Here is an 18,454-nt window from a genome sequence, read left to right as displayed (position 1 = left end):
GAACTCTTGGGGGAATCTGTTTTGGGCTATTCTGCGCTGCTTTTGGGATCCATCGGAGTTCTGACCGACACGTTTGAGTTGCAACGCTGCGCATTTAACGCGGCCTTTGCCACCCATGATCTGGATTGGGGCTGGAGCCCCGAGGTTTACGCCGACCTGTCGCGTGTGATCGGTGGCCGCGCCCGTATTCAGCATTATGCCGACAGTCTGGATCAAAAGGTCGATGCCACCGCACTATACGATTCCAAGATTGATGCTTTCGGCAAGGCATTGGAGGACGGCGCGCGTTTGCGGCGTGGCATTGCAGACCTGATCGCCGAAGCCCGCCGTTGCGAGATCAAGATCGCGCTTGTCAGCACCGAGGACAAGCGCCAGGTGGGTCTGATCCTGCGCGCGCTGGGCCGTGATCTGGACCCGTCGGTGTTCGACTATATCGGGGATGGGTCCAAGGCGGCACGGCCAAAGCCTGAAACCGCAATTTACCGCGATGCCCTGCGCGCCCTGAATGTCGAGGCCGAAGACGCGCTGGCCATCGAGGACACGCCCGAAGGGGCGGCGTCGGCCATTGACGCGGGGATCGACACGTTTGCCTACCCAATTTCGGCGATGCAGGACCGCACCTTTGGCGATGTGATCGGAAACGGCACGCCCTCACTTGATCTGTTTCACAGCGAAGAGCAGTCCGCCTGATCCGCCCTAGGCGCCGTCAAAATCCATCGTCAGAAACGTTCGCACCGCGGCCTCGAAGTCGCGCGGCTTTTCGGCGTGCAGCCAGTGGCCCGTGTCCGGGATTTTGGCGAAATGGGATTGCGGGAACAGCGTTTTCATGCGCGGACGGTGTTCGGCGGTGACATAATGCGAATTGCCGCCCGTCAGGAACAGCGTCGGCCCGTCAAACGGCCCGTCGACGTCGGGGAAGGACAGGATGTCGGTCATGTTTGCCTCGAGCGCATCCAGATTAAGCAGCCAGCGCTTGCCCGCCACATCCAGCGACTGGGTAAAGAACGACTGCAAGGCAGGTTCGACCCCCAAAGCGGCCAGTTGCTCGGCCGCATCCGACCGGCGGGTGACCGCGCTCAGGTCCACACCGCGCATGGCGGTGATGAATTCGGCCTGCGAATGTGTGTAGGACACAGGTGCAATATCGGCGACAACCAGCCGGCGCACCAGATCGGGCTGTGTCAGCGCCAGCGTCATCGCCGCCTTACCGCCCATGGAATGGCCCAGCACATCCATCGGCCCACCGATATGGCCGATGACCTTGGCCAGATCGGCTGCCATATCCGTGTAACTGTTGGATTTTTCGCGCGGACTTTGCCCGTGATTGCGCATGTCCACGGCAATGACCCGCCGCTGGTCGGACAGGCGTTTTGCGATCACCCCCCAGTTGCGCCCCGAGCCAAACAGGCCATGAGCAATCAAGAGCGGGGTGCCAGAGGCGTCAGACGGGTGGTCGATATAATTCAGCATGGCGTTAGGGCTAGCGCGTTTCGTTCATGTGCGCTAGGCCTGTCGCCATGGCTACGCAGATGACACTCGACGCCCGCACCGAACGGTTGCGCGACGCATTGGACACAGCGCTGGGCGTAAGGGCGCGAACCTTTGCCGCAGCGGTGCGCAAGGCGGGGCGGCGGCTTCCCAAACAGGTGCGCAAGCAGGCTGATGTTGTTGCGCGCGCACAGGCCATCGACGGCCATCCCAAGCTGCGGCGGACCATTGATTTGGCAGCGGTGGCCCGCGCCGAGACGGATGTGCTGGCGCACCTGAAAACGATTGACCGTGCCGATGTGCGGCGTGGGAAATTGCTGGGTGTGGCGGGGGTGATCGTGTTCAACCTGATCGTGGTTGTGGCGCTGTTCGTGGTCTGGCTGGTGTGGTCGGGCCATTTGTGACCCGTCGCAATTGCGCCGCCTATTCCGAAACGACGACAGTGGCGTTCGGGGCCTTGTCCACCGGTTGTTCCGCAATTTGTTCATCGTTGTCAGACGCGCTGACCTGAGACAGCAACGCCACGGCACCGATCAGCACGGCGACGGCCACCAACGCACGGTTGCGCCGCTGTGGTCTGGCTATGGCGGTCCTGATCTGCGCAGCATTCGGCTGCGGGCGTGGCCGTGGTGTGGTCGCAACGCGCGGCTGGATGGGTGGCGCGCTCAGCGGTTTGACCTTTGACGGCGGGGCCAGCGCTGCAAACTCTTGTGCGATGCTGTCACAGCAGAATTCGAACACGCGCTCACGCCGGGTGAAAATCTGACCGGGGCGGACCGAGATGCGGGTCACCTGTCCGGGCAGGTCAAAGCTGTAGGTGTGTTGCGCGCCGGCGCTGTCCATCAACGTATAGATCGGATGCGTCGCGGGCTCCACGTAATCGCCGACATGAATATACACCGCCTGCACCCGCAGGGGGTAGGGCAGCGTCTTTTCATCCGGCAGCGCAAGCCCGTTCGTCGCCGGGCCGATATCATCCTTGGCGCGTTTCTTTACCATGCTTCAGCCTCCGTTCGGGTCTAAGGCTTGGCCAGACAATGGACCAAACGCAGGCGAACTTCAAAGAGAAACTGTTGATCTTACAATGACCGGCACCCGCAGCGAAACGCAGCGGGTGCCGTTGATTTAATTCGGAAACTTACAGGTTGGGGTAAAGCGGAAAGCGCGCGCACAGCTCGGCAACCTCGGCGCGCACCGCGGCCTCGACCTCGGCGTTGCCGTCTTCACCGTTGGCGGCCAGCCCGTCGACAACCTGAATGATCCAGTCACCGATCTTGCGGAACTCGGCCTCGCCAAAGCCGCGCGTGGTGCCGGCCGGGCTGCCCAGACGGATGCCGCTGGTGATTGTCGGCTTTTCGTCATCGAACGGCACGCCGTTCTTGTTGCAGGTGATGTGCGCGCGGCCCAGTGCCTTTTCGGTGGCGTTGCCCTTGACGCCCTTGGGGCGCAGGTCGACCAGCATCACGTGGGTGTCGGTGCCGCCGGTGACGGTATCAAGGCCGCCTTTCATCAACTGGTCGGCCAAGGCTTGGGCGTTCTTGATGACCTGCTGCTGGTAGGTCTTGAACGACGGGTCCAGTGCCTCGCCAAAGGCGACGGCCTTGGCTGCGATCACATGCATCAGCGGGCCACCCTGAATGCCCGGGAAGATCGCGCTGTTGATTTTCTTGGCCAAAGCTTCGTCGTTGGTCATGATCATGCCGCCGCGCGGGCCGCGCAGGGTTTTGTGCGTGGTGGTGGTGGCCACGTGCACATGCGGGAAGGGCGAAGGGTATTCGCCCGCCGCGATCAGACCGGCAAAGTGGGCCACGTCGGCCAGCACATAAGCGCCGACCTTGTCGGCAATCTCGCGGATACGGGCAAAGTCGATCTGACGTGGAATGGCCGAGCCGCCCGCGATGATCATCGCCGGTTTGTGCTCAAGCGCCAGCGCTTCCATCTGGTCATAGTCGATGTTCAGCGTGTCGCGTTTCACACCGTATTGCACGGCGTTGAACCATTTGCCCGACTGGTTGGGGGCCGCACCGTGGGTCAGGTGGCCACCAGCATCCAGGCTCATGCCCAGAATGGTGGCACCGGGTGTCAGCAGCGCTTGAAACACGCCCTGGTTCGCCTGGCTGCCCGAGTTCGGCTGAACGTTGACGAAATCGCAGTTGAACAGTTGCTTGGCCCGGTCGATGGCCAGATTTTCGGCGACGTCCACATACTGGCAGCCACCGTAATAGCGACGGCCCGGATAACCTTCGGCGTATTTGTTGGTCAGCACGGTGCCCTGGGCTTCCAGCACGGCGGCCGACACGATGTTTTCAGAGGCAATCAGCTCGATCTCGTCGCGCTGGCGGCCCAGTTCATCTGTAACGGCTGCGAAAAGTTCCGGGTCGCGGTCGGCAAGGCTTTGGGTGAAAAAGCCGGATGTGTTGGCGGACATGTGCAATTCTCCATGCGTGACGTGATATGTTGCGCCGTTTCCTAGCGGAAACCGACGTGCGGGCAAAGCGGGTAATACGACGTAAAGTCCAAAGATTGCGGCTGTGCTGGTGACTTGAGGAATAATATGTTTCAAATCGGGCAGCTTCGTGCAGATAGGAAACCCTGATGTCGCTGAAAATAGCCTTTGCTGCCAGTGCGGCGCCTGTCGCCCAAGCTGCTCATGCGGTGTTGGTGAAACGCTATGGCGATGTGCCACAGGACGGTGCCGATGTGATCGTGGCGCTGGGCGGGGACGGGTTCATGCTGCACACGCTGCATTCCACCCAGCATCTGCCCGCGCCGGTCTACGGTATGAACCGGGGCACCATCGGGTTTTTGATGAACGAATATGCCGAAAGCGATCTGGTCGAGCGTCTGCAAGCTGCCGAACAGGCCGAGGTGAACCCGCTGGCCATGACCGCCACCTGCGGCGATGGCACCGTGCACCGCGCGCTGGCCATCAATGAGGTGTCATTGCTGCGTGCTGGTCCGCAAGCGGCCAAGCTGCGCATCACGGTCGACGGCCGCCTGCGGCTGGAATCGCTCAGTTGCGACGGTGCGCTTGTGGCGACGCCTGCGGGGTCGACGGCTTACAACTATTCCGCCCACGGGCCGATCCTGCCCATCGGGGCCGATGTTCTGGCGCTGACCGCTGTCGCCGCATTTCGTCCCCGTCGCTGGCGCGGGGCGTTGTTGCCCAAAACCGCCGAAGTGCAATTTGACGTGCTGGAACCTGAAAAACGCCCCGTGATGGCCGATGCCGACAGCCGGTCGGTGCGGGATGTGCGCACGGTTATCATCCGGTCCGAACCCAGTATCGTACACCACATCCTGTTCGACCCGGGCCATGGGTTGGAAGAACGGCTGATTTCGGAACAGTTCAACTGACCGCTGCTTCGCCTCGGAAGACCAGTGCCGGGCGTGGGCCAAGGTCGCCTGCTGTATGAAAGCTCCCTTATAGCGGGAAAATCTGCTATCCTGTGCTTATTTACCCTCGTTATTTTCAGGAAAAGCACATGGCATTCTATCAATCTCTTAAATACGACTACCCCCGTGGGCGCACCAAACCCGGTCAATCCGGTTGGATCGCCGACCGCCTTTTGCGTCTGCGGGCATTGCTGAACGGGCAGATCACCGCGCGCCGGCAGCCAAATTCGCTGATTATCGGAAGCTGGAACATCCGCCATTTCGATGGCGGTCGCCCACGCCTGAACGAAAGTTTTCACTACATTGCCGAGATCATCGACCATTTTGACATCTGCGCCATTCAAGAGGTCAAATCGACCGAGGCGATGGCGCGGCTGATGAAGTTGCTGGGCCCGAATTGGGATTACTTCATCAACGACAGCTCTGGTGCCGGACGGGGCAATCACGAACGCATGGCCTTTGTCTATAACCGCAACCGGGTGCGCTTTCGCAATCTGATCGGTGAACTGGTCCTGCCCAAGGGCGCCTTGCCCGGTGACGAGCAGGTGGGGCGCACGCCATTTTTCGCGGCGTTTCAGGCGGGGTGGTTCCGCTTTACCCTTTGCAACGCCCATATTGTTTTCACGCAAGAGCAGGGCCGTCCGCTGCGCGAGGACGAGATCGGCGTGGTGGCACGCGAGCTGTCCAAACGCGCCCGTGCCGAGGACGAGGTTCATATCTTTCTGGGTGACATGAACATCGAAAGCCGCGACGACGCAGGCATGACGGCGTTGACCGATGCAGGCTTTCACGTGCCCGATGTTGGGCCGACCTCGCTGACGGGCACCAAACATTACGACCAGATTGCCTTTGTCGGGCCACCGTCGGAATCGCATATGCTTGCGCATGGCGTGATCTGTTGGCACGAGGCCGTGTTTACCGAAGCGGAAATGCCCGACTACGAGGAAATTGCCAAAACGATCCGCAGCGCGCCGGACACCGGCGAACCCTATGCCGACTGGCCGGGCACCTATGGCGATTGGCGCACCCACGAGATGTCAGATCACCTGCCGGTCTGGATCGAGCTGGAGGTGGATTATTCCAACGCCTATCTGGCCGACATTGCGCACACGCCGATCGGCTGAAATGCGCCAGTCGGTTCCTGGTTTCAGTCGCTTTTCATGGAACGCCTGACGGGGTTGCGCGTTGAGTATGCAGAGGCAAACAAAAGGAGTAACACCATGAACTGGGATACAATCCAAGGTAACTGGAAGCAACTGACAGGCTCGGTCCAATCCAAGTGGGGCGAACTGACAGACGATGAAGTTCAAGAGGCCAAAGGCGACCGCGAAGTGCTGGTCGGCAAGATTCAGGAACGCTACGGCGTGGCCCGGGATGAAGCCGAACGCCAGGTCGACGAATGGGCCGACAGCGCCAAGGCGAAGATCTAAACGCGCCTGAAGCGATGGAAAAAAGCCCGCAGCGTTTCGCGCTGCGGGCTTTTTCTGTTCCGGGTCAGGGGCTGGCTCAGCCCCCCGCGTAACCTATGGCTTTCAGTGCATCGCTGATTTCGTCCAGAATGGCCGGATCGTCGATGGTGGCAGGCATTTTGAACGCGTCGCCATCTGCGATCTTGACCATGGTCGCGCGCAGGATCTTGCCCGAGCGCGTCTTGGGCAAGCGGTCCACCACCACACATTGCTTGAACGCCGCCACCGGCCCGATCTGGTCGCGCATCCGTTGCACGCATTCGGCGGTGATGTCAGCATGCGGGCGGTTCACACCCTTGGTCAGGCAGACAAACCCAACGGCATTTTGCCCCTTCAGCGCATCCGCCACACCGATCACCGCGCATTCGGCCACATCGGCGTGGCCTGCCAACACTTCCTCCATCGCCCCGGTCGACAGGCGGTGGCCTGCCACGTTGATCACGTCATCGGTGCGCGCCATGATGTACAGATAACCGTCTTCGTCGATCATGCCTGCGTCGCCGGTTTCGTAATAGCCGGGAAAGGTGTGCAGATAGCTTTTGCGAAAGCGGTCTTCGGCCTGCCACAGGGTCGGCAGGGTGCCCGGAGGCAAGGGCAGTTTGATCGCAATCGCACCCAGTTCCCCGGTCGGCATCTGTCGGCCACCTTCGTCAAGGATCTGCACGTCATACCCGGGCATCGCCACAGTGGGCGAGCCGATCTTGACCGGCAGGGCCTCAAGCCCGGCAGGGTTGCCCGCGATGGTCCAGCCGGTTTCGGTTTGCCACCAGTGATCGTAGACCGGCACACCCAACAGGTTTTGTGCCCATTCGATCGTGTCCGGATCGGCGCGCTCACCGGCCAGATACAACGCCCGCAGGCAGCTTAGGTCGTATTCCTTGCGAAAGTCGCCCTTGGGGTCTTCGCGCTTGATGGCGCGGAACGCGGTGGGTGCGGTGAAAAAGCTGCGCACGTTGTGTTCCGAGATCACCCGCCAGAAGGTGCCCGCATCCGGCGTGCCGATGGGCTTGCCCTCGAACACCACGGTGGTGTTGCCGTGGATCAGCGGGGCGTAGCAGATATACGAATGCCCGACGACCCAACCCACATCGGATGCCGCCCAGAACACATCGCCGGGATCGACGTTATAGATGTTTTTCATCGACCAGTTTAGCGCCACCAGATGCCCCGCCGTGGGGCGCACGACACCCTTGGGCGCGCCGGTCGTGCCCGAGGTATAGAGGATATAGGCCGGATGCGTGCCCTCTACGGGCACACAGTCGGCGGGGCTGGTGCCGTGTTGAAAGTCGACCCAATCCAGATCGCGCCCCGGGGTCAGGGGGGCCGCTTCCTCTTCACGTTGCAGGATCACGCAGAAATCAGGCTTGTGGGCGGCCTGTTCGATGGCACCGTCCAGCAGGGGTTTGTATTTCACCACGCGGTTCGGTTCCAATCCGCAGGACGCCGCGATGATCGCCTTGGGGGCGCAGTCGTCGATCCGCACGGCCAGTTCATGCGCGGCAAAGCCGCCGAACACGACCGAATGGATCGCGCCCAGACGCGCGCAGGCCAGCATCGCCACCAGCGCCTCGGGGACCATGGGCATGTAGATGATGACGCGGTCGCCCTTGGCGATGCCTTGGGCCGCCAGCCCACCGGCAAAACCTGCGACCTGCTGCTGCAACTCGGCAAAGCTGATCTTGGATTTGCGGCCAGTGATCGGGCTGTCATAGATGATCGCCGTGCGGTCGCCGTTGCCTGCAACGACGTGGCGGTCCACGGCGTTGTAGCAGGTGTTCACCCGCGCATCGGCAAACCATTCGTACAGGTGGTTGCCCCGGTCAAACAGCGCCTGCGTCGGTGCAACGTCCCAATCAATAGCTTGCGCCGCCTCAAGCCAATACCCTTCAGGGTCATTTTGCCAGCGCGTATAGGCTTCGCGATATCCCATGATGTGTCCTCCCTCTCTTGGGACAAGTCATAGGCTGCGCTGCGTAGGATTGTCCAACCCGTTGGAAGGCGGACGGTCGTAAAACGCATCAGGTCCGTTTTTGCGAGCGTCTATCATAACACGGACAGGGCGCTTTGGGGGCTGCAATTTTGCGTGAAACCCGCCGCTTTGCGGGGTGGGTCGGCCAGCCTTGGCTGATGCCGTGTGGCATCCGGCAACCTTCTGCCGACAAAGGGAAATTGCTGCACCTGCACACAATTCAGCCCCTTTTTTCGAATCTCTTTCAGGCGCATATTCAATGCAGGCCCGACACCGTGCCGGGCCACTTGCAAACGAGAGTATGCACCATGGCCACAATGCCAAAACCGCAGCCGAAAAAAGCGCCATCCAAACCCGGCGCCAAGCCCGCGCAGAAATAACGATCTGCACAAGACGCACGCACGCCGCCCCGGAAACGGGACGGCGTCATGCATTTTCGCACATCACCCGTATTGCGTGACCGGCGTGCCCGCGATGGCCGACATGTTCAGCAATCCGCGCGCGGTGATCGACGGGCTGACGATGTGGGCGCGGTTGCCCATGCCCATCAGGATCGGCCCGACCTCAAGCCCGCCCCCCTTCATTTTCAGAATGTTGCGCACGCCCGACGCCGCGTCGGAATTGGCAAAGACCAGCGCGTTCGCCGCCCCCTTCATCCGTCCGCCCGGCAGCAAGCGGTCGCGCAGTTCGGGATCAAGGGCCGCGTCGATGTTCATTTCGCCTTCGTAACAGAAATCGCGCGGCTCGGAGTCAAGGATTTCAAGCGCCGCGCGCATCGGAACACCGGTGCCGCCGGCCTGGTTGCCGAACTGCGATTGCGAACACAGTGCGATGCGCGGGTCGATGCCAAAGCGGCGCATGTGGCGGGCGGCACCGATCACGATCTGGGCGATGTCGTATGGCGTGGGCGTGGTGTGGACGTGCGGGTCGGTTATGAACAGCGGACCATCTTCCAGAATCATCAACGACAGTGCGCCAACAGGGTGCAGATCCTTGGTGCCCAGCACTTGCTCGATATAGTTCAGGTGCCATCTGAATTCACCAAAGGTGCCGCAAATCAGGCTGTCAGCCTCGCCGCGGTGCACCATGACGGCACCGATGGCTGTGGTGTTGGTGCGCATGATGGCGCGGGCCAGATCGGGGGTGACACCCTTGCGAGCCATGATTTCGTGATAGGTGCCCCAATAGTCGCGGTAACGCGGGTCGTTTTCGGGGTTCACCAGATCTACATCCTGGCCCAGTTTGATGGTCATGCCGGCACGGGCAATGCGGGCCTCGATCACCTCGGGACGACCGATCAGAATCGGGCGTTCGGTGGTTTCCTCGACCATCGCCTGTGCCGCGCGCAGCACGCGCTCGTCCTCGCCCTCGGCAAAGACGATGCGGCGGGATACGGTGCGGGCCGCATCAAAAACAGGCCGCATCAGCAAGGCGGATTTGAAGACGGAACCGTCCAGCTTGGTCTTGTACGCCTCAAGGTTTTCGATTGGGCGTGTCGCCACGCCACTGTCCATCGCGGCCTTGGCCACGGCGCTGGACACGATGCCAACAAGACGGGGATCAAAGGGTTTGGGAATCAGGTAATCGGCGCCAAACGTCATCTGTTCGCCCTGATAGGCGGCAGCCGCCTCGGCGCTGGTGGTGGCGCGGGCAAGGGCCGCGATGCCGTCGATGCAGGCCAGTTGCATTTCGTCGTTGATCACGGTCGCGCCCACGTCTAGCGCCCCGCGGAAGATAAAGGGGAAACACAGGACGTTGTTGACCTGATTGGGAAAGTCGCTGCGGCCCGTGGCGATGATCGCGTCGGGGGCGACCGCACGCGCCAGATCGGGCAGGATTTCCGGCGTGGGGTTGGCCAGCGCAAAGATGATCGGGCGTTTGGCCATTTTCGAGACATGGTCCTGGGTCATGACACCGGGACCGGACAGGCCCAGAAACAGGTCGGCCCCGTCAATCACATCGTCCAGCGTGCGCAGGTCGGATTTTTGGGCAAAGGCTGCCTTGGCGGGGTTCATGTCCTCGGTGCGGCCCTCGTAAACCAGCCCGTGAATGTCGCACAGCCAGACGTTTTCGCGTTTCACACCCAGTTTCAGCAGCATGTTCAGGCAGGCAATGCCGGCAGCCCCGCCACCGGTCGAGACGATCTTGATGTCTTCGAACGCCTTGCCCGCCACATAAAGCGCGTTGGTCGCCGCCGCCCCCACGACGATGGCGGTGCCGTGCTGGTCGTCGTGAAAGACCGGGATGTTCATCCGCTCGCGGCAAATTCGTTCAACGGTAAAGCAATCCGGTGCCTTGATGTCCTCAAGGTTGATCGCGCCAAAGGTCGGCTCGAGCGCGCAGACGATGTCGGCCAGCTTTTCGGGATCGCTTTCGTTCAATTCGATGTCGAAACAGTCGATGCCCGCGAACTTCTTGAACAAAACCGCCTTGCCTTCCATCACCGGCTTTGACGCCAGCGCGCCGATGTTGCCCAAGCCCAGCACAGCAGTGCCGTTGGTGACCACGGCAACCAGATTGCCGCGCGCGGTATAGCGGGCCGCTGTGGCGGGATCGTCCTTGATTTCAAGGCAGGCCTCGGCCACGCCGGGCGAATAGGCGCGGCTGAGATCGCGGCCGTTGGCCAGCGGCTTGGTGGCGCGAATCTCCAGTTTTCCCGGCTTGGGGAATTCGTGGTAATCAAGGGCGGCCTGACGGGTTGAAGGGGTTTCGGACATCTTCGGGGCTCCGGTTTGGATCGGGTTAGTTTAGCGTTAAACTATTTTTTCAGGCAGGCCAACCACTGCTGTTCAGGTCTAAGCGAGGCTCTGCCTCGCGCTCCGGGATATTTGGGGCCAAAAGAAGTGGGTGTCTTGTCAAATCCGTGCTGTGGGGACAGTTTGGGGCTTCGGAGGGTCTTTATGGGCGACACACGGGCAGAGGTGATATTGCCAACGCAGGACCTGCGCGGCGACATCGGGTTTTTCACCAAGCGGTTGGGGATGCGGATGGATATGATCTATCCGGCGGACGATCCGGCCGTGGCGGTGTTTTCGGGGCACGGATTGGCGGTGCGACTGGACGCGGGTCTGGATGCGTCTGCGGGGCGGGTGTTGATCCGCTGTGACGATCCTGCGGGTTTTGCCGATGGCGCATTGGACCTGACCGCGCCGGGCGGCACGCAAGTGACCATCGCGGCGTTGCAGCAGCCGGTGGTCATGCCCGACACGGTGCATTCATTTGTCGTGCGGCGGCTGAAGGATCAGGCGCCGTGGGTGATTGGCCGTGCCGGAATGCATTATCGTGACCTGATCCCCGACCGGTTGGGCGGGTCGATCATTGCCAGCCACATCCGTATTCCCGACGGCGGGCCGGTGCCTGACATGGTGCATTATCATACGGTCGGATTTCAGTTGATCTTTTGTTATCGGGGGTGGGTCGATCTGGTCTATGAGGATCAGGGCGAACCCTTCCGGCTGTACGCAGGCAACTGCGTGATCCAGCCGCCGGAAATCCGGCATCGGGTGCTGTTTGCCAGTGACAACATCGAGGTGATCGAGATCGGCGTGCCGGCCGAACATGTGACCACCATCGACCACGACATGGCGTTGCCCAACGGCCCGGCGAACCCCGACCGGATGTTCCAGGGTCAGCGGTTTGTGCATCACAAAGCAGACGAGGCGATGTGGCAGCCGTTCCGCATGGCGGGATTCCAGTCGCGCGACACCACCATCGCGGCGCACACCGGCAACGTGGCGGGCGTGCATGTGGTGCGACGCGGCAAAGGCACGCCGGTCTGGGCATCGCATGACAGCGATATTTTGTTCACCTTTGTGATGGACGGCACGATGGAATTGCAGGGCGAGGGCCGCGACCCCTATACGCTGGAAGCGGGCGATGCCTTTGTCGTGCCGCCGGGGATGAAGGTGCGCTACAGTGCGCCCTCGGATGATCTGGAGCTGTTGGAAGTGTCCTTGCCCGGCGCGTTCCGCACACAAACAGGAGAGAGTTGATGTCTTTGAAACAAGCCGCCACAGACGTGCGCGAAAAAGCCTATGCGCCCTATTCCAACTTCAAGGTGGGGGCGGCGATCACGGGCGCCTCGGGTACCGTCTACGCAGGCTGCAACGTCGAGAATGTGGCCTATCCCGAAGGCACCTGTGCCGAGGCGGGCGCCATTGCGGCGATGGTGGCCGCGGGCGAGACCACGCTGACCGAAGTGTTCGTGATCGCAGGCAGCCCGATGCCGGTGACGCCCTGTGGCGGCTGCCGTCAAAAGCTGGCCGAGTTCGGCGCGGGCGATGTGCGCGTGACAATGGCGACCACCGGCGGGGTCGAGCAGGTGATGACCCTGGCCGAACTGCTGCCGGGGGCGTTCACGCCCGACCACATGAAATGAGCGATTTTTCCGCCCGCGACATCATTGCCACCTTGCGTGCCGGTGACACTCCGCCGCGCGAGGCTTTGGCGTGGTTTGCCCAAGGGCTGGCTGACGGCGCTGTCAGCGATGCGCAGGCGGGGGCTTTTGCCATGGCTGTCTGTCTGAACGGGCTGACAGACGCGGGCCGCGTGGCGCTGACATTGGGGATGCGCGACAGCGGGCAGGTGCTGGGCTGGGATCTGGACGGGCCTGTGCTGGACAAACATTCCACAGGCGGCGTCGGCGATTGCGTGTCGCTGGTGCTGGCCCCGGCGCTGGCGGCCTGCGGGGCCTTTGTGCCGATGATTTCGGGGCGCGGGCTGGGGCACACCGGCGGCACGCTGGACAAGCTCGAGGCGATCCCGGGTGTCAACGTCAATCTGGATGCCGCGCAGTTTCATGATGTGGTCTCGGGGGCGGGCTGTGCGATCGTCAGCGCCACCGCCAACATCGCCCCGGCTGACAAGCGTTTGTATGCGATCCGCGATGTGACGGCGACGGTGGAAAGCCTGGACCTGATCACCGCGTCGATCCTGTCGAAAAAGCTGGCAGGCGGGCTTGAGGGGCTGGTGCTGGACGTCAAGGTCGGCTCGGGCGCATTCATGAAGGACATGACCGCCGCCCGCGCGCTGGCCGAGGCGCTGACCCAAACCGCGAACGCCGCAGGGTGCCGCACGTCGGCGTTGATTACCGATATGAACCAGCCGCTGGCGCCGTCGCTGGGCAATGCGCTGGAAGTGTCCGAGGTGATGGCGGTGTTGACGGCAGGCGATGCCGATGCGCCGTTGTCGCAGATCAGCGCGGCGCTGGGCGGAGTGTTGCTGGCGGGTGCCGGGCTGGCGGCAGATGCCGACGCAGGGGCTGCACAAATCGTGCAGGCCATCCGCAGCGGCCACGCCGCCGAACGCTTTGGCAAGATGATCGCGGCGATGGGCGGGCCCGTGCATTTCGTCGAGAACCACGCGCGGTTTTTGCCCGAGGCAACGGTGATCCGCGAAGTGGCGGCGGCGAAATCCGGCACCCTGCGCGCCATCGACGGCGAGGCATTGGGCCGCGTGGTCGTGGCGCTTGGCGGCGGGCGTGCGGTGGAAAGCGACGTGGTTGATCCGGCGGTCGGGCTGTCTGGCGTGCTGCGTCTGGGCGACAAGGTGACAAAGGGGCAGCCGCTGGCGGTGATCCATGCCGCCCGCCCCGATCAGGCCGACCGCGCCGAAGCGGCGGTTCGCGCGGCGTTCACCTTGGGCGCGCAGGCCGTGAAGACCCCCGCCCTGATCCACGCGCGGGTGTCGTGATGGGCCGCGCGTTTCTGGTGGTGATCGACAGCGTCGGCATTGGCGGCGCGCCGGATGCCGATACGTTCTTTAACGGCGATGTGCCCGATACGGGGGCCAACACGCTGGGCCATATCATCGCTGCTTGTGCTGCGGGGCAGGCGGAAGACGGGCGCACGGGGCCGCTTCATGTGCCGCATATGATGGCGCTGGGGCTGGGTGCTGCGGTCACGTTGGCCAGCGGGCAGGCGGTGGATGGTCCTGTGCCAACCGGCACATGGGGGGCGGCCACCGAAGTGTCGCGGGGCAAGGATACGCCGTCGGGGCATTGGGAACTGGCGGGGCTTCCGGTGCCGTGGGAGTGGCACTATTTCCCCGATGAAACACCTGCGTTCCCTGATGATGTGGTCGCAGCCGTGTGCAAGGCCGCGGGCACGGCGGGCATTCTGGGCAATTGCCATGCCTCGGGCACCACGGTGATTGCCGATCTGGGCGCCGAACATCTGCGCACCGGCTTGCCGATCTGCTATACCAGCGCCGACAGCGTGTTCCAGATTGCCGCCCACGAGGACCATTTCGGCCTCGACCGGCTGCTGCAACTTTGCGCCGATGTTGCGCCGCTGTTGCATCGGATGAAGGTGGGGCGGGTGATTGCGCGCCCCTTTCTCGGGACGCAAGGCGCGTTCCAGCGCACCGGAAACCGCAAGGACTTTGCCATTCTGCCGCCTGCGCCGGTGCTGACCAACCGTGTGCAGGACGCAGGTCGCGCCGTTTATGCCGTGGGCAAGATCGGCGACATCTTCTCGATGCAGGGCATTGACGAAGTGCGCAAAGGTGATGATCGCACCCTGATGGGGCATCTGGGCGATCTGGTGCGCGATGCGCCGGACGGGTCGCTGACATTTGCCAACTTTGTCGAATTTGACAGCCTGTATGGCCACCGCCGCGATGTGTCGGGCTATGCGCGGCATCTTGAGTGGTTTGATGCCGAACTGGGGCCGCTGCTGGGGCAGTTGCGCGACGGTGATATGCTGGTCATCACGGCAGATCATGGCAACGATCCCACCTGGGTCGGGACTGACCACACCCGGGAACGGGTGCCGGTGCTGGTGGCCGGGCAAGGGGCGGGCGAACTGGGGCAGATCGCCTTTACCGATGTGGCCGCGCTGGTTTTGCGCCATCTTGGCGTCGGTGTTTAGGCACGTCACAGGTTGTCTCTGGACGCGCTGCTTGGCACATAGGGACAAGCAATTTTGGAGAGCGCCATGAGCGAGCATGTCACCGTCGTCGATCACCCCTTGGTTCAGCACAAGCTGACCATCATGCGCGACCGCGACACGCCGACGGCCGTGTTCCGGCAATTGCTGCGCGAAATCAGTCAGTTGCTGGCCTACGAGGTGACGCGCGGCCTGCCGATGACGACCAAGCGGATAGACACGCCGATGCAGCCGATGGATGCGCCGACGCTGGACGGCAAGAAGCTGGCGCTGATCTCGATTCTGCGCGCGGGCAACGGGCTGATGGACGGCGTGCTTGAGCTGATCCCCTCGGCGCGGGTCGGATTTGTGGGGCTGTACCGCGACGAGGAAACGCTGAAACCGGTGCAATATTACTTCAAAGTGCCCGAAGGGCTGGACGACCGGCTGGTCATTGCGGTCGACCCGATGCTGGCCACCGGCAATTCGTCCGTGGCGGCGATTGACCTGTTGAAACAGGCCGGGGCCACGAACCTGCGGTTCCTGTGTCTGCTGGCAGCACCCGAGGGCATCGCCACCATGCAGGCCGCACACCCCGATGTGCCGATTGTCACGGCTGCGATTGACGAAAAGCTGAACGAAAAAGGATATATCGTTCCGGGGCTGGGCGATGCGGGTGACCGCATGTTCGGCACGAAATAGCCCCGTCAGCGCCGTCTGGACGCTTGCCTCGGGTCTAGTTCTGGGGCATCGTGGTTGATACTATATATAGTAACGACCAAATCCTGTGGGGGCGCAGATGAAAGTTACCAAAGCAATTGCCATTGCTGTGATCGGGATGTCGACATCTGTCGGCATGGCCAGCGCACAAAGTCTGTCGCGCGGCGAGATCACGCCGGCAGAATTTCCGTCTGCAAGCTACAAAGGCCTGCAATACGTTGACAGCAAAGGCTGCGTGTTCATTCGCGCAGGCATTGATGGCAACGTGACATGGGTGCCGCGCGTCAACCGGTCGCGCAAGATCGTTTGCGGACAGACGCCGACACGCGGCGTGCAAACCGCGTCTGGCGCGCCGTCGGGGCAGCGCGCGCCGCAGCAGATCACCATCGACGCCGCACCCGCGCCTGCCGCGCCTGCGCCACGTCGGACTGCCAAAGCTCCCGCACCCAAACCGGCACCGCAAGCGGTTGTGCGCCGCGCGCCCGTTGCAACCGCTGCACCCAAACGGGTCGTAGTGACAGCACCCCGTCCTGCGCCAAGCGCACCTGCACCGAAAACCGTCTACAAATCGGCACCTGCGCCGAAACCGGCAGCACCCGCGCCGCGCGTGGCTTCCGTCACACCGCGACAGCCTGCCTGTCAGGGCGCATCGCCGATCAGTTCGCGCTATATCAACTCGGGTGTGCGTGGCCCTGTGCGCTGCGGTCCGCAGTCTGAACCGATCATCGGTAAAAACGGCCCCGTCGCTGTGACCGGCATGGTGTCCGGCGCGACCGTCACGGGGCAGACCCGCGTGGTGCCCAAGCATGTCTACGTCGACCGTCTGAACACAAACAATACGGTTGTTCCCAAAGGCTACCGGTCCGCGTGGAAAGACGACCGGCTGAACCCTAATCGCGCCGAGCAGACGCTGAACGGCCATGTGGCGATGCAACTGATCTGGACCTCGAAAGTGCCGCGCCGTCTGATCAACCAGACCAACGGGGCGGACGTGACTGCAAAGATGCCGCTGGTTTATCCCTACACCGACATCGCCACGCAACAGCGCGAGCTGGGCACCGTGACGCTGGAACGGCGGCAGGGCGTGCTGGTCAAACGCATCCAGCGTAACCCGGGTGCCACCTATCGCGCGCCCACCGTCTCCAGCCGCTCGGCCCCCGCGCAGGCGGTGACCCCTGCACGCGCCACACCCAAAGCGCAGCCCAAGGGCGAACGGATCACCGGCAAAGGCTATGTTGATCTGGGCACCTACACCGGGGCCGACAGCGCCCAGCAGGCCGCACAGCGTGCCATGCGCATGGGACTGCCGGCACGGATCGGCACGTTCAACCGCAGTGGCCAGAAAATGCGTATGGTTCTGGTGGGACCGTTCAACACACCCGCCGCACAAAAAAGCGCGCTTGCGAAAATGCGCGGCGCGGGTTTCTCGGGCGCAGTACTGCGCTAAGCGGATCGCGGCGGTTGGGGAAACCTCAGCCGCCGCAGATCGCCTGTAGCCGCAGCCAATCGGCATCTTTCATAATCGGCGTGGGGGTTTGCCCCGCCATCGGATCGCCTTCGATCAGGGCCAGCGTGCTTTCGCCGGAAATGTCCTGCGCATAGGCATAGGGCGTGCTGCGCACCTGCGCTGCGGCAAAGGCGGCCAGCAGGTCCTGTTCCGGTACTTTGGGGCGCGCGGCGGCCACGACGGTTTCAGCATAGCGGTCCAATGCGCGCTTGGGCATGTCACCCGTGGTCAGCAAGGTGATGCTGGCGCGCAGGCCGGCTGTCGACAACAGGTCGCGCATACCGGACTGGTTGGCGCGGCGCACCTCTTCGGCCAGGATGTATCCTGCGACCACGTCGGGTTCTTCGAAATCCTCGACCAGCGCTCGGTTCAACAGCACCTTGCCCCCGGGCAGGGCCAGGCTGGTGCGCACGCCACCGCGCAGCACCGCGATCCCGCCGGTGGCCCCGGTGCGCGCTGCCAGTTGCGCCAGCGGGCGCACGGTTTCGGATGTCTCGCAGGGCGGGCCCGCGACCCGTTCGATCCGTTCCAGCAGTTCGTTGCCGATCTGCGTGCGGGTGACCCAAGGCACCACCTTCATCGCGTGGTTCACCAATGCACCGGGCAGCCAGAAAATCAGCAGCGCCGCCACGGCGGTCGCCGACAACGTCGCCCCCAGCCAGCGCAGCCTGCCGGGGCGCGGGCGCGACTTGGTGACCGCGCGGCGCAGGGTTTCGATGGCCTCGATCATCTGCACCTCGTCGGCTTGCAACTGCAATGTCTCGCCGGGGTCGCCATCGGGATGAAAGGTCGCCGGATCATCGCTGGTGCCTGCCCGCTCGATGGCGGCCAGTGACCAGTGCGTCAGGGCGGTGTCGTTGGTGTTGGAGATGACAAGAGTCGCATCGCCGATAGACACAACAACCTCGCGGCGTTGATCTTCGGGCGTCTGGCGCCACAGGCCCGTCGCTTCGAGACGGGCGTATTTCTTGAGGGCGGTCATGGTCTGCTCGGACGGCCTTTTGGTATTTCTGTCAACCTAGCACGTTGAAATGCGGGG

17 protein-coding genes are annotated in these 18,454 nt (G+C 62.8%); 11 read left to right on the top strand and 6 right to left on the bottom strand.

The features are described 5' to 3' along the window. Window positions 1–42 precede the first annotated feature (42 nt). The gene (locus AAC077_RS11770) at window positions 43–690 is read left to right on the top strand and encodes an HAD-IA family hydrolase (protein WP_339769799.1); all 648 of its coding nucleotides are present in this window, start codon (window positions 43–45) and stop codon (window positions 688–690) included. Between the two features lie 6 nt (window positions 691–696). On the opposite strand, the gene AAC077_RS11765 is transcribed toward AAC077_RS11770, so the two are convergent. Beyond that, window positions 697–1,470: an alpha/beta fold hydrolase gene (locus AAC077_RS11765; protein WP_339769797.1), complete on the bottom strand. Its 774-nt coding sequence runs from the start codon at window positions 1,468–1,470 to the stop codon at window positions 697–699. 47 nt (window positions 1,471–1,517) lie between these two features. Here AAC077_RS11765 and AAC077_RS11760 point away from each other — a divergent pair, with 47 nt between their 5' ends. Continuing rightward, the gene (locus AAC077_RS11760) at window positions 1,518–1,892 is read left to right on the top strand and encodes a hypothetical protein (RefSeq protein ID WP_339769795.1); all 375 of its coding nucleotides are present in this window, start codon (window positions 1,518–1,520) and stop codon (window positions 1,890–1,892) included. 19 nt (window positions 1,893–1,911) lie between these two features. On the opposite strand, the gene AAC077_RS11755 is transcribed toward AAC077_RS11760, so the two are convergent. Together AAC077_RS11755 and glyA are read right to left on the bottom strand one after the other, a co-directional pair. After that, window positions 1,912–2,487 carry a hypothetical protein gene (locus tag AAC077_RS11755; RefSeq protein ID WP_339769793.1) on the bottom strand — a complete coding sequence of 192 codons (576 nt, stop codon included), beginning with the start codon at window positions 2,485–2,487 and terminating at the stop codon, window positions 1,912–1,914. 139 nt (window positions 2,488–2,626) lie between these two features. Then, on the bottom strand, window positions 2,627–3,916 hold the full coding sequence (gene glyA, locus AAC077_RS11750) for a serine hydroxymethyltransferase (RefSeq protein ID WP_339769791.1): 1,290 nt from the start codon (window positions 3,914–3,916) through the stop codon (window positions 2,627–2,629). 167 nt (window positions 3,917–4,083) lie between these two features. Between glyA and AAC077_RS11745 the strand changes: the two genes are divergently transcribed. The 3 genes from AAC077_RS11745 (at window position 4,084) to AAC077_RS11735 (ending at window position 6,314) form a co-directional block, all read left to right on the top strand. After that, complete coding sequence (locus AAC077_RS11745; RefSeq protein WP_339769789.1) at window positions 4,084–4,845, top strand: NAD kinase; 762 nt, start codon at window positions 4,084–4,086, stop codon at window positions 4,843–4,845. A gap of 128 nt (window positions 4,846–4,973) precedes the next feature. Beyond that, window positions 4,974–6,008 (top strand): endonuclease/exonuclease/phosphatase family protein, encoded by a 1,035-nt coding sequence (locus tag AAC077_RS11740; RefSeq protein WP_339769787.1) that lies wholly within the window; start codon window positions 4,974–4,976, stop codon window positions 6,006–6,008. Window positions 6,009–6,104: 96 nt separating this feature from the next. Continuing rightward, complete coding sequence (locus AAC077_RS11735; protein WP_339769785.1) at window positions 6,105–6,314, top strand: CsbD family protein; 210 nt, start codon at window positions 6,105–6,107, stop codon at window positions 6,312–6,314. 76 nt (window positions 6,315–6,390) lie between these two features. Here AAC077_RS11735 and AAC077_RS11730 read toward each other — a convergent pair whose 3' ends face one another. Together AAC077_RS11730 and AAC077_RS11725 are read right to left on the bottom strand one after the other, a co-directional pair. Continuing rightward, window positions 6,391–8,283, bottom strand: coding sequence for a propionyl-CoA synthetase (locus AAC077_RS11730; RefSeq protein ID WP_339769783.1), 1,893 nt, complete (start codon window positions 8,281–8,283; stop codon window positions 6,391–6,393). A gap of 482 nt (window positions 8,284–8,765) precedes the next feature. Continuing rightward, a complete protein-coding gene (locus AAC077_RS11725; protein WP_339769781.1) occupies window positions 8,766–11,039 on the bottom strand; it encodes an NADP-dependent malic enzyme in 2,274 nt (757 codons plus the stop codon). A 183-nt stretch (window positions 11,040–11,222) separates the two neighbouring features. Here AAC077_RS11725 and AAC077_RS11720 point away from each other — a divergent pair, with 183 nt between their 5' ends. The 6 genes from AAC077_RS11720 to AAC077_RS11695 all read left to right on the top strand — a co-directional run bounded on the left by AAC077_RS11720 (window position 11,223) and on the right by AAC077_RS11695 (window position 17,355). Next, window positions 11,223–12,314 carry a cupin domain-containing protein gene (locus AAC077_RS11720; RefSeq protein ID WP_339769779.1) on the top strand — a complete coding sequence of 364 codons (1,092 nt, stop codon included), beginning with the start codon at window positions 11,223–11,225 and terminating at the stop codon, window positions 12,312–12,314. Further along, entirely contained in the window at window positions 12,314–12,700 is a 387-nt protein-coding gene (locus AAC077_RS11715) for a cytidine deaminase (protein WP_339769777.1), read from the top strand. Before AAC077_RS11720 ends, AAC077_RS11715 begins: the two co-directional genes overlap by 1 nt. Further along, entirely contained in the window at window positions 12,697–14,013 is a 1,317-nt protein-coding gene (locus AAC077_RS11710) for a thymidine phosphorylase (protein WP_339769775.1), read from the top strand. The genes AAC077_RS11715 and AAC077_RS11710 overlap by 4 nt, the downstream gene beginning before the upstream one ends. Further along, window positions 14,013–15,191, top strand: coding sequence for a phosphopentomutase (locus AAC077_RS11705; protein ID WP_339769773.1), 1,179 nt, complete (start codon window positions 14,013–14,015; stop codon window positions 15,189–15,191). Before AAC077_RS11710 ends, AAC077_RS11705 begins: the two co-directional genes overlap by 1 nt. 66 nt (window positions 15,192–15,257) lie before the next feature. After that, window positions 15,258–15,890 carry a uracil phosphoribosyltransferase gene (gene upp, locus AAC077_RS11700; protein WP_339769771.1) on the top strand — a complete coding sequence of 211 codons (633 nt, stop codon included), beginning with the start codon at window positions 15,258–15,260 and terminating at the stop codon, window positions 15,888–15,890. Between the two features lie 97 nt (window positions 15,891–15,987). After that, the gene (locus AAC077_RS11695; RefSeq protein WP_339769769.1) at window positions 15,988–17,355 is read left to right on the top strand and encodes an SPOR domain-containing protein; all 1,368 of its coding nucleotides are present in this window, start codon (window positions 15,988–15,990) and stop codon (window positions 17,353–17,355) included. Between the two features lie 25 nt (window positions 17,356–17,380). On the opposite strand, the gene AAC077_RS11690 is transcribed toward AAC077_RS11695, so the two are convergent. Then, a complete protein-coding gene (locus tag AAC077_RS11690; RefSeq protein WP_339769767.1) occupies window positions 17,381–18,397 on the bottom strand; it encodes a hypothetical protein in 1,017 nt (338 codons plus the stop codon). Between the last annotated feature and the right edge of the window lie 57 nt (window positions 18,398–18,454).

This window comes from uncultured Pseudosulfitobacter sp. (assembly GCF_963976325.1).
Classification (GTDB): domain Bacteria; phylum Pseudomonadota; class Alphaproteobacteria; order Rhodobacterales; family Rhodobacteraceae; genus Pseudosulfitobacter.
Note: the sequence above shows the minus strand (reverse complement) of the source record. Positions and strands in the feature narration are given on the sequence as shown.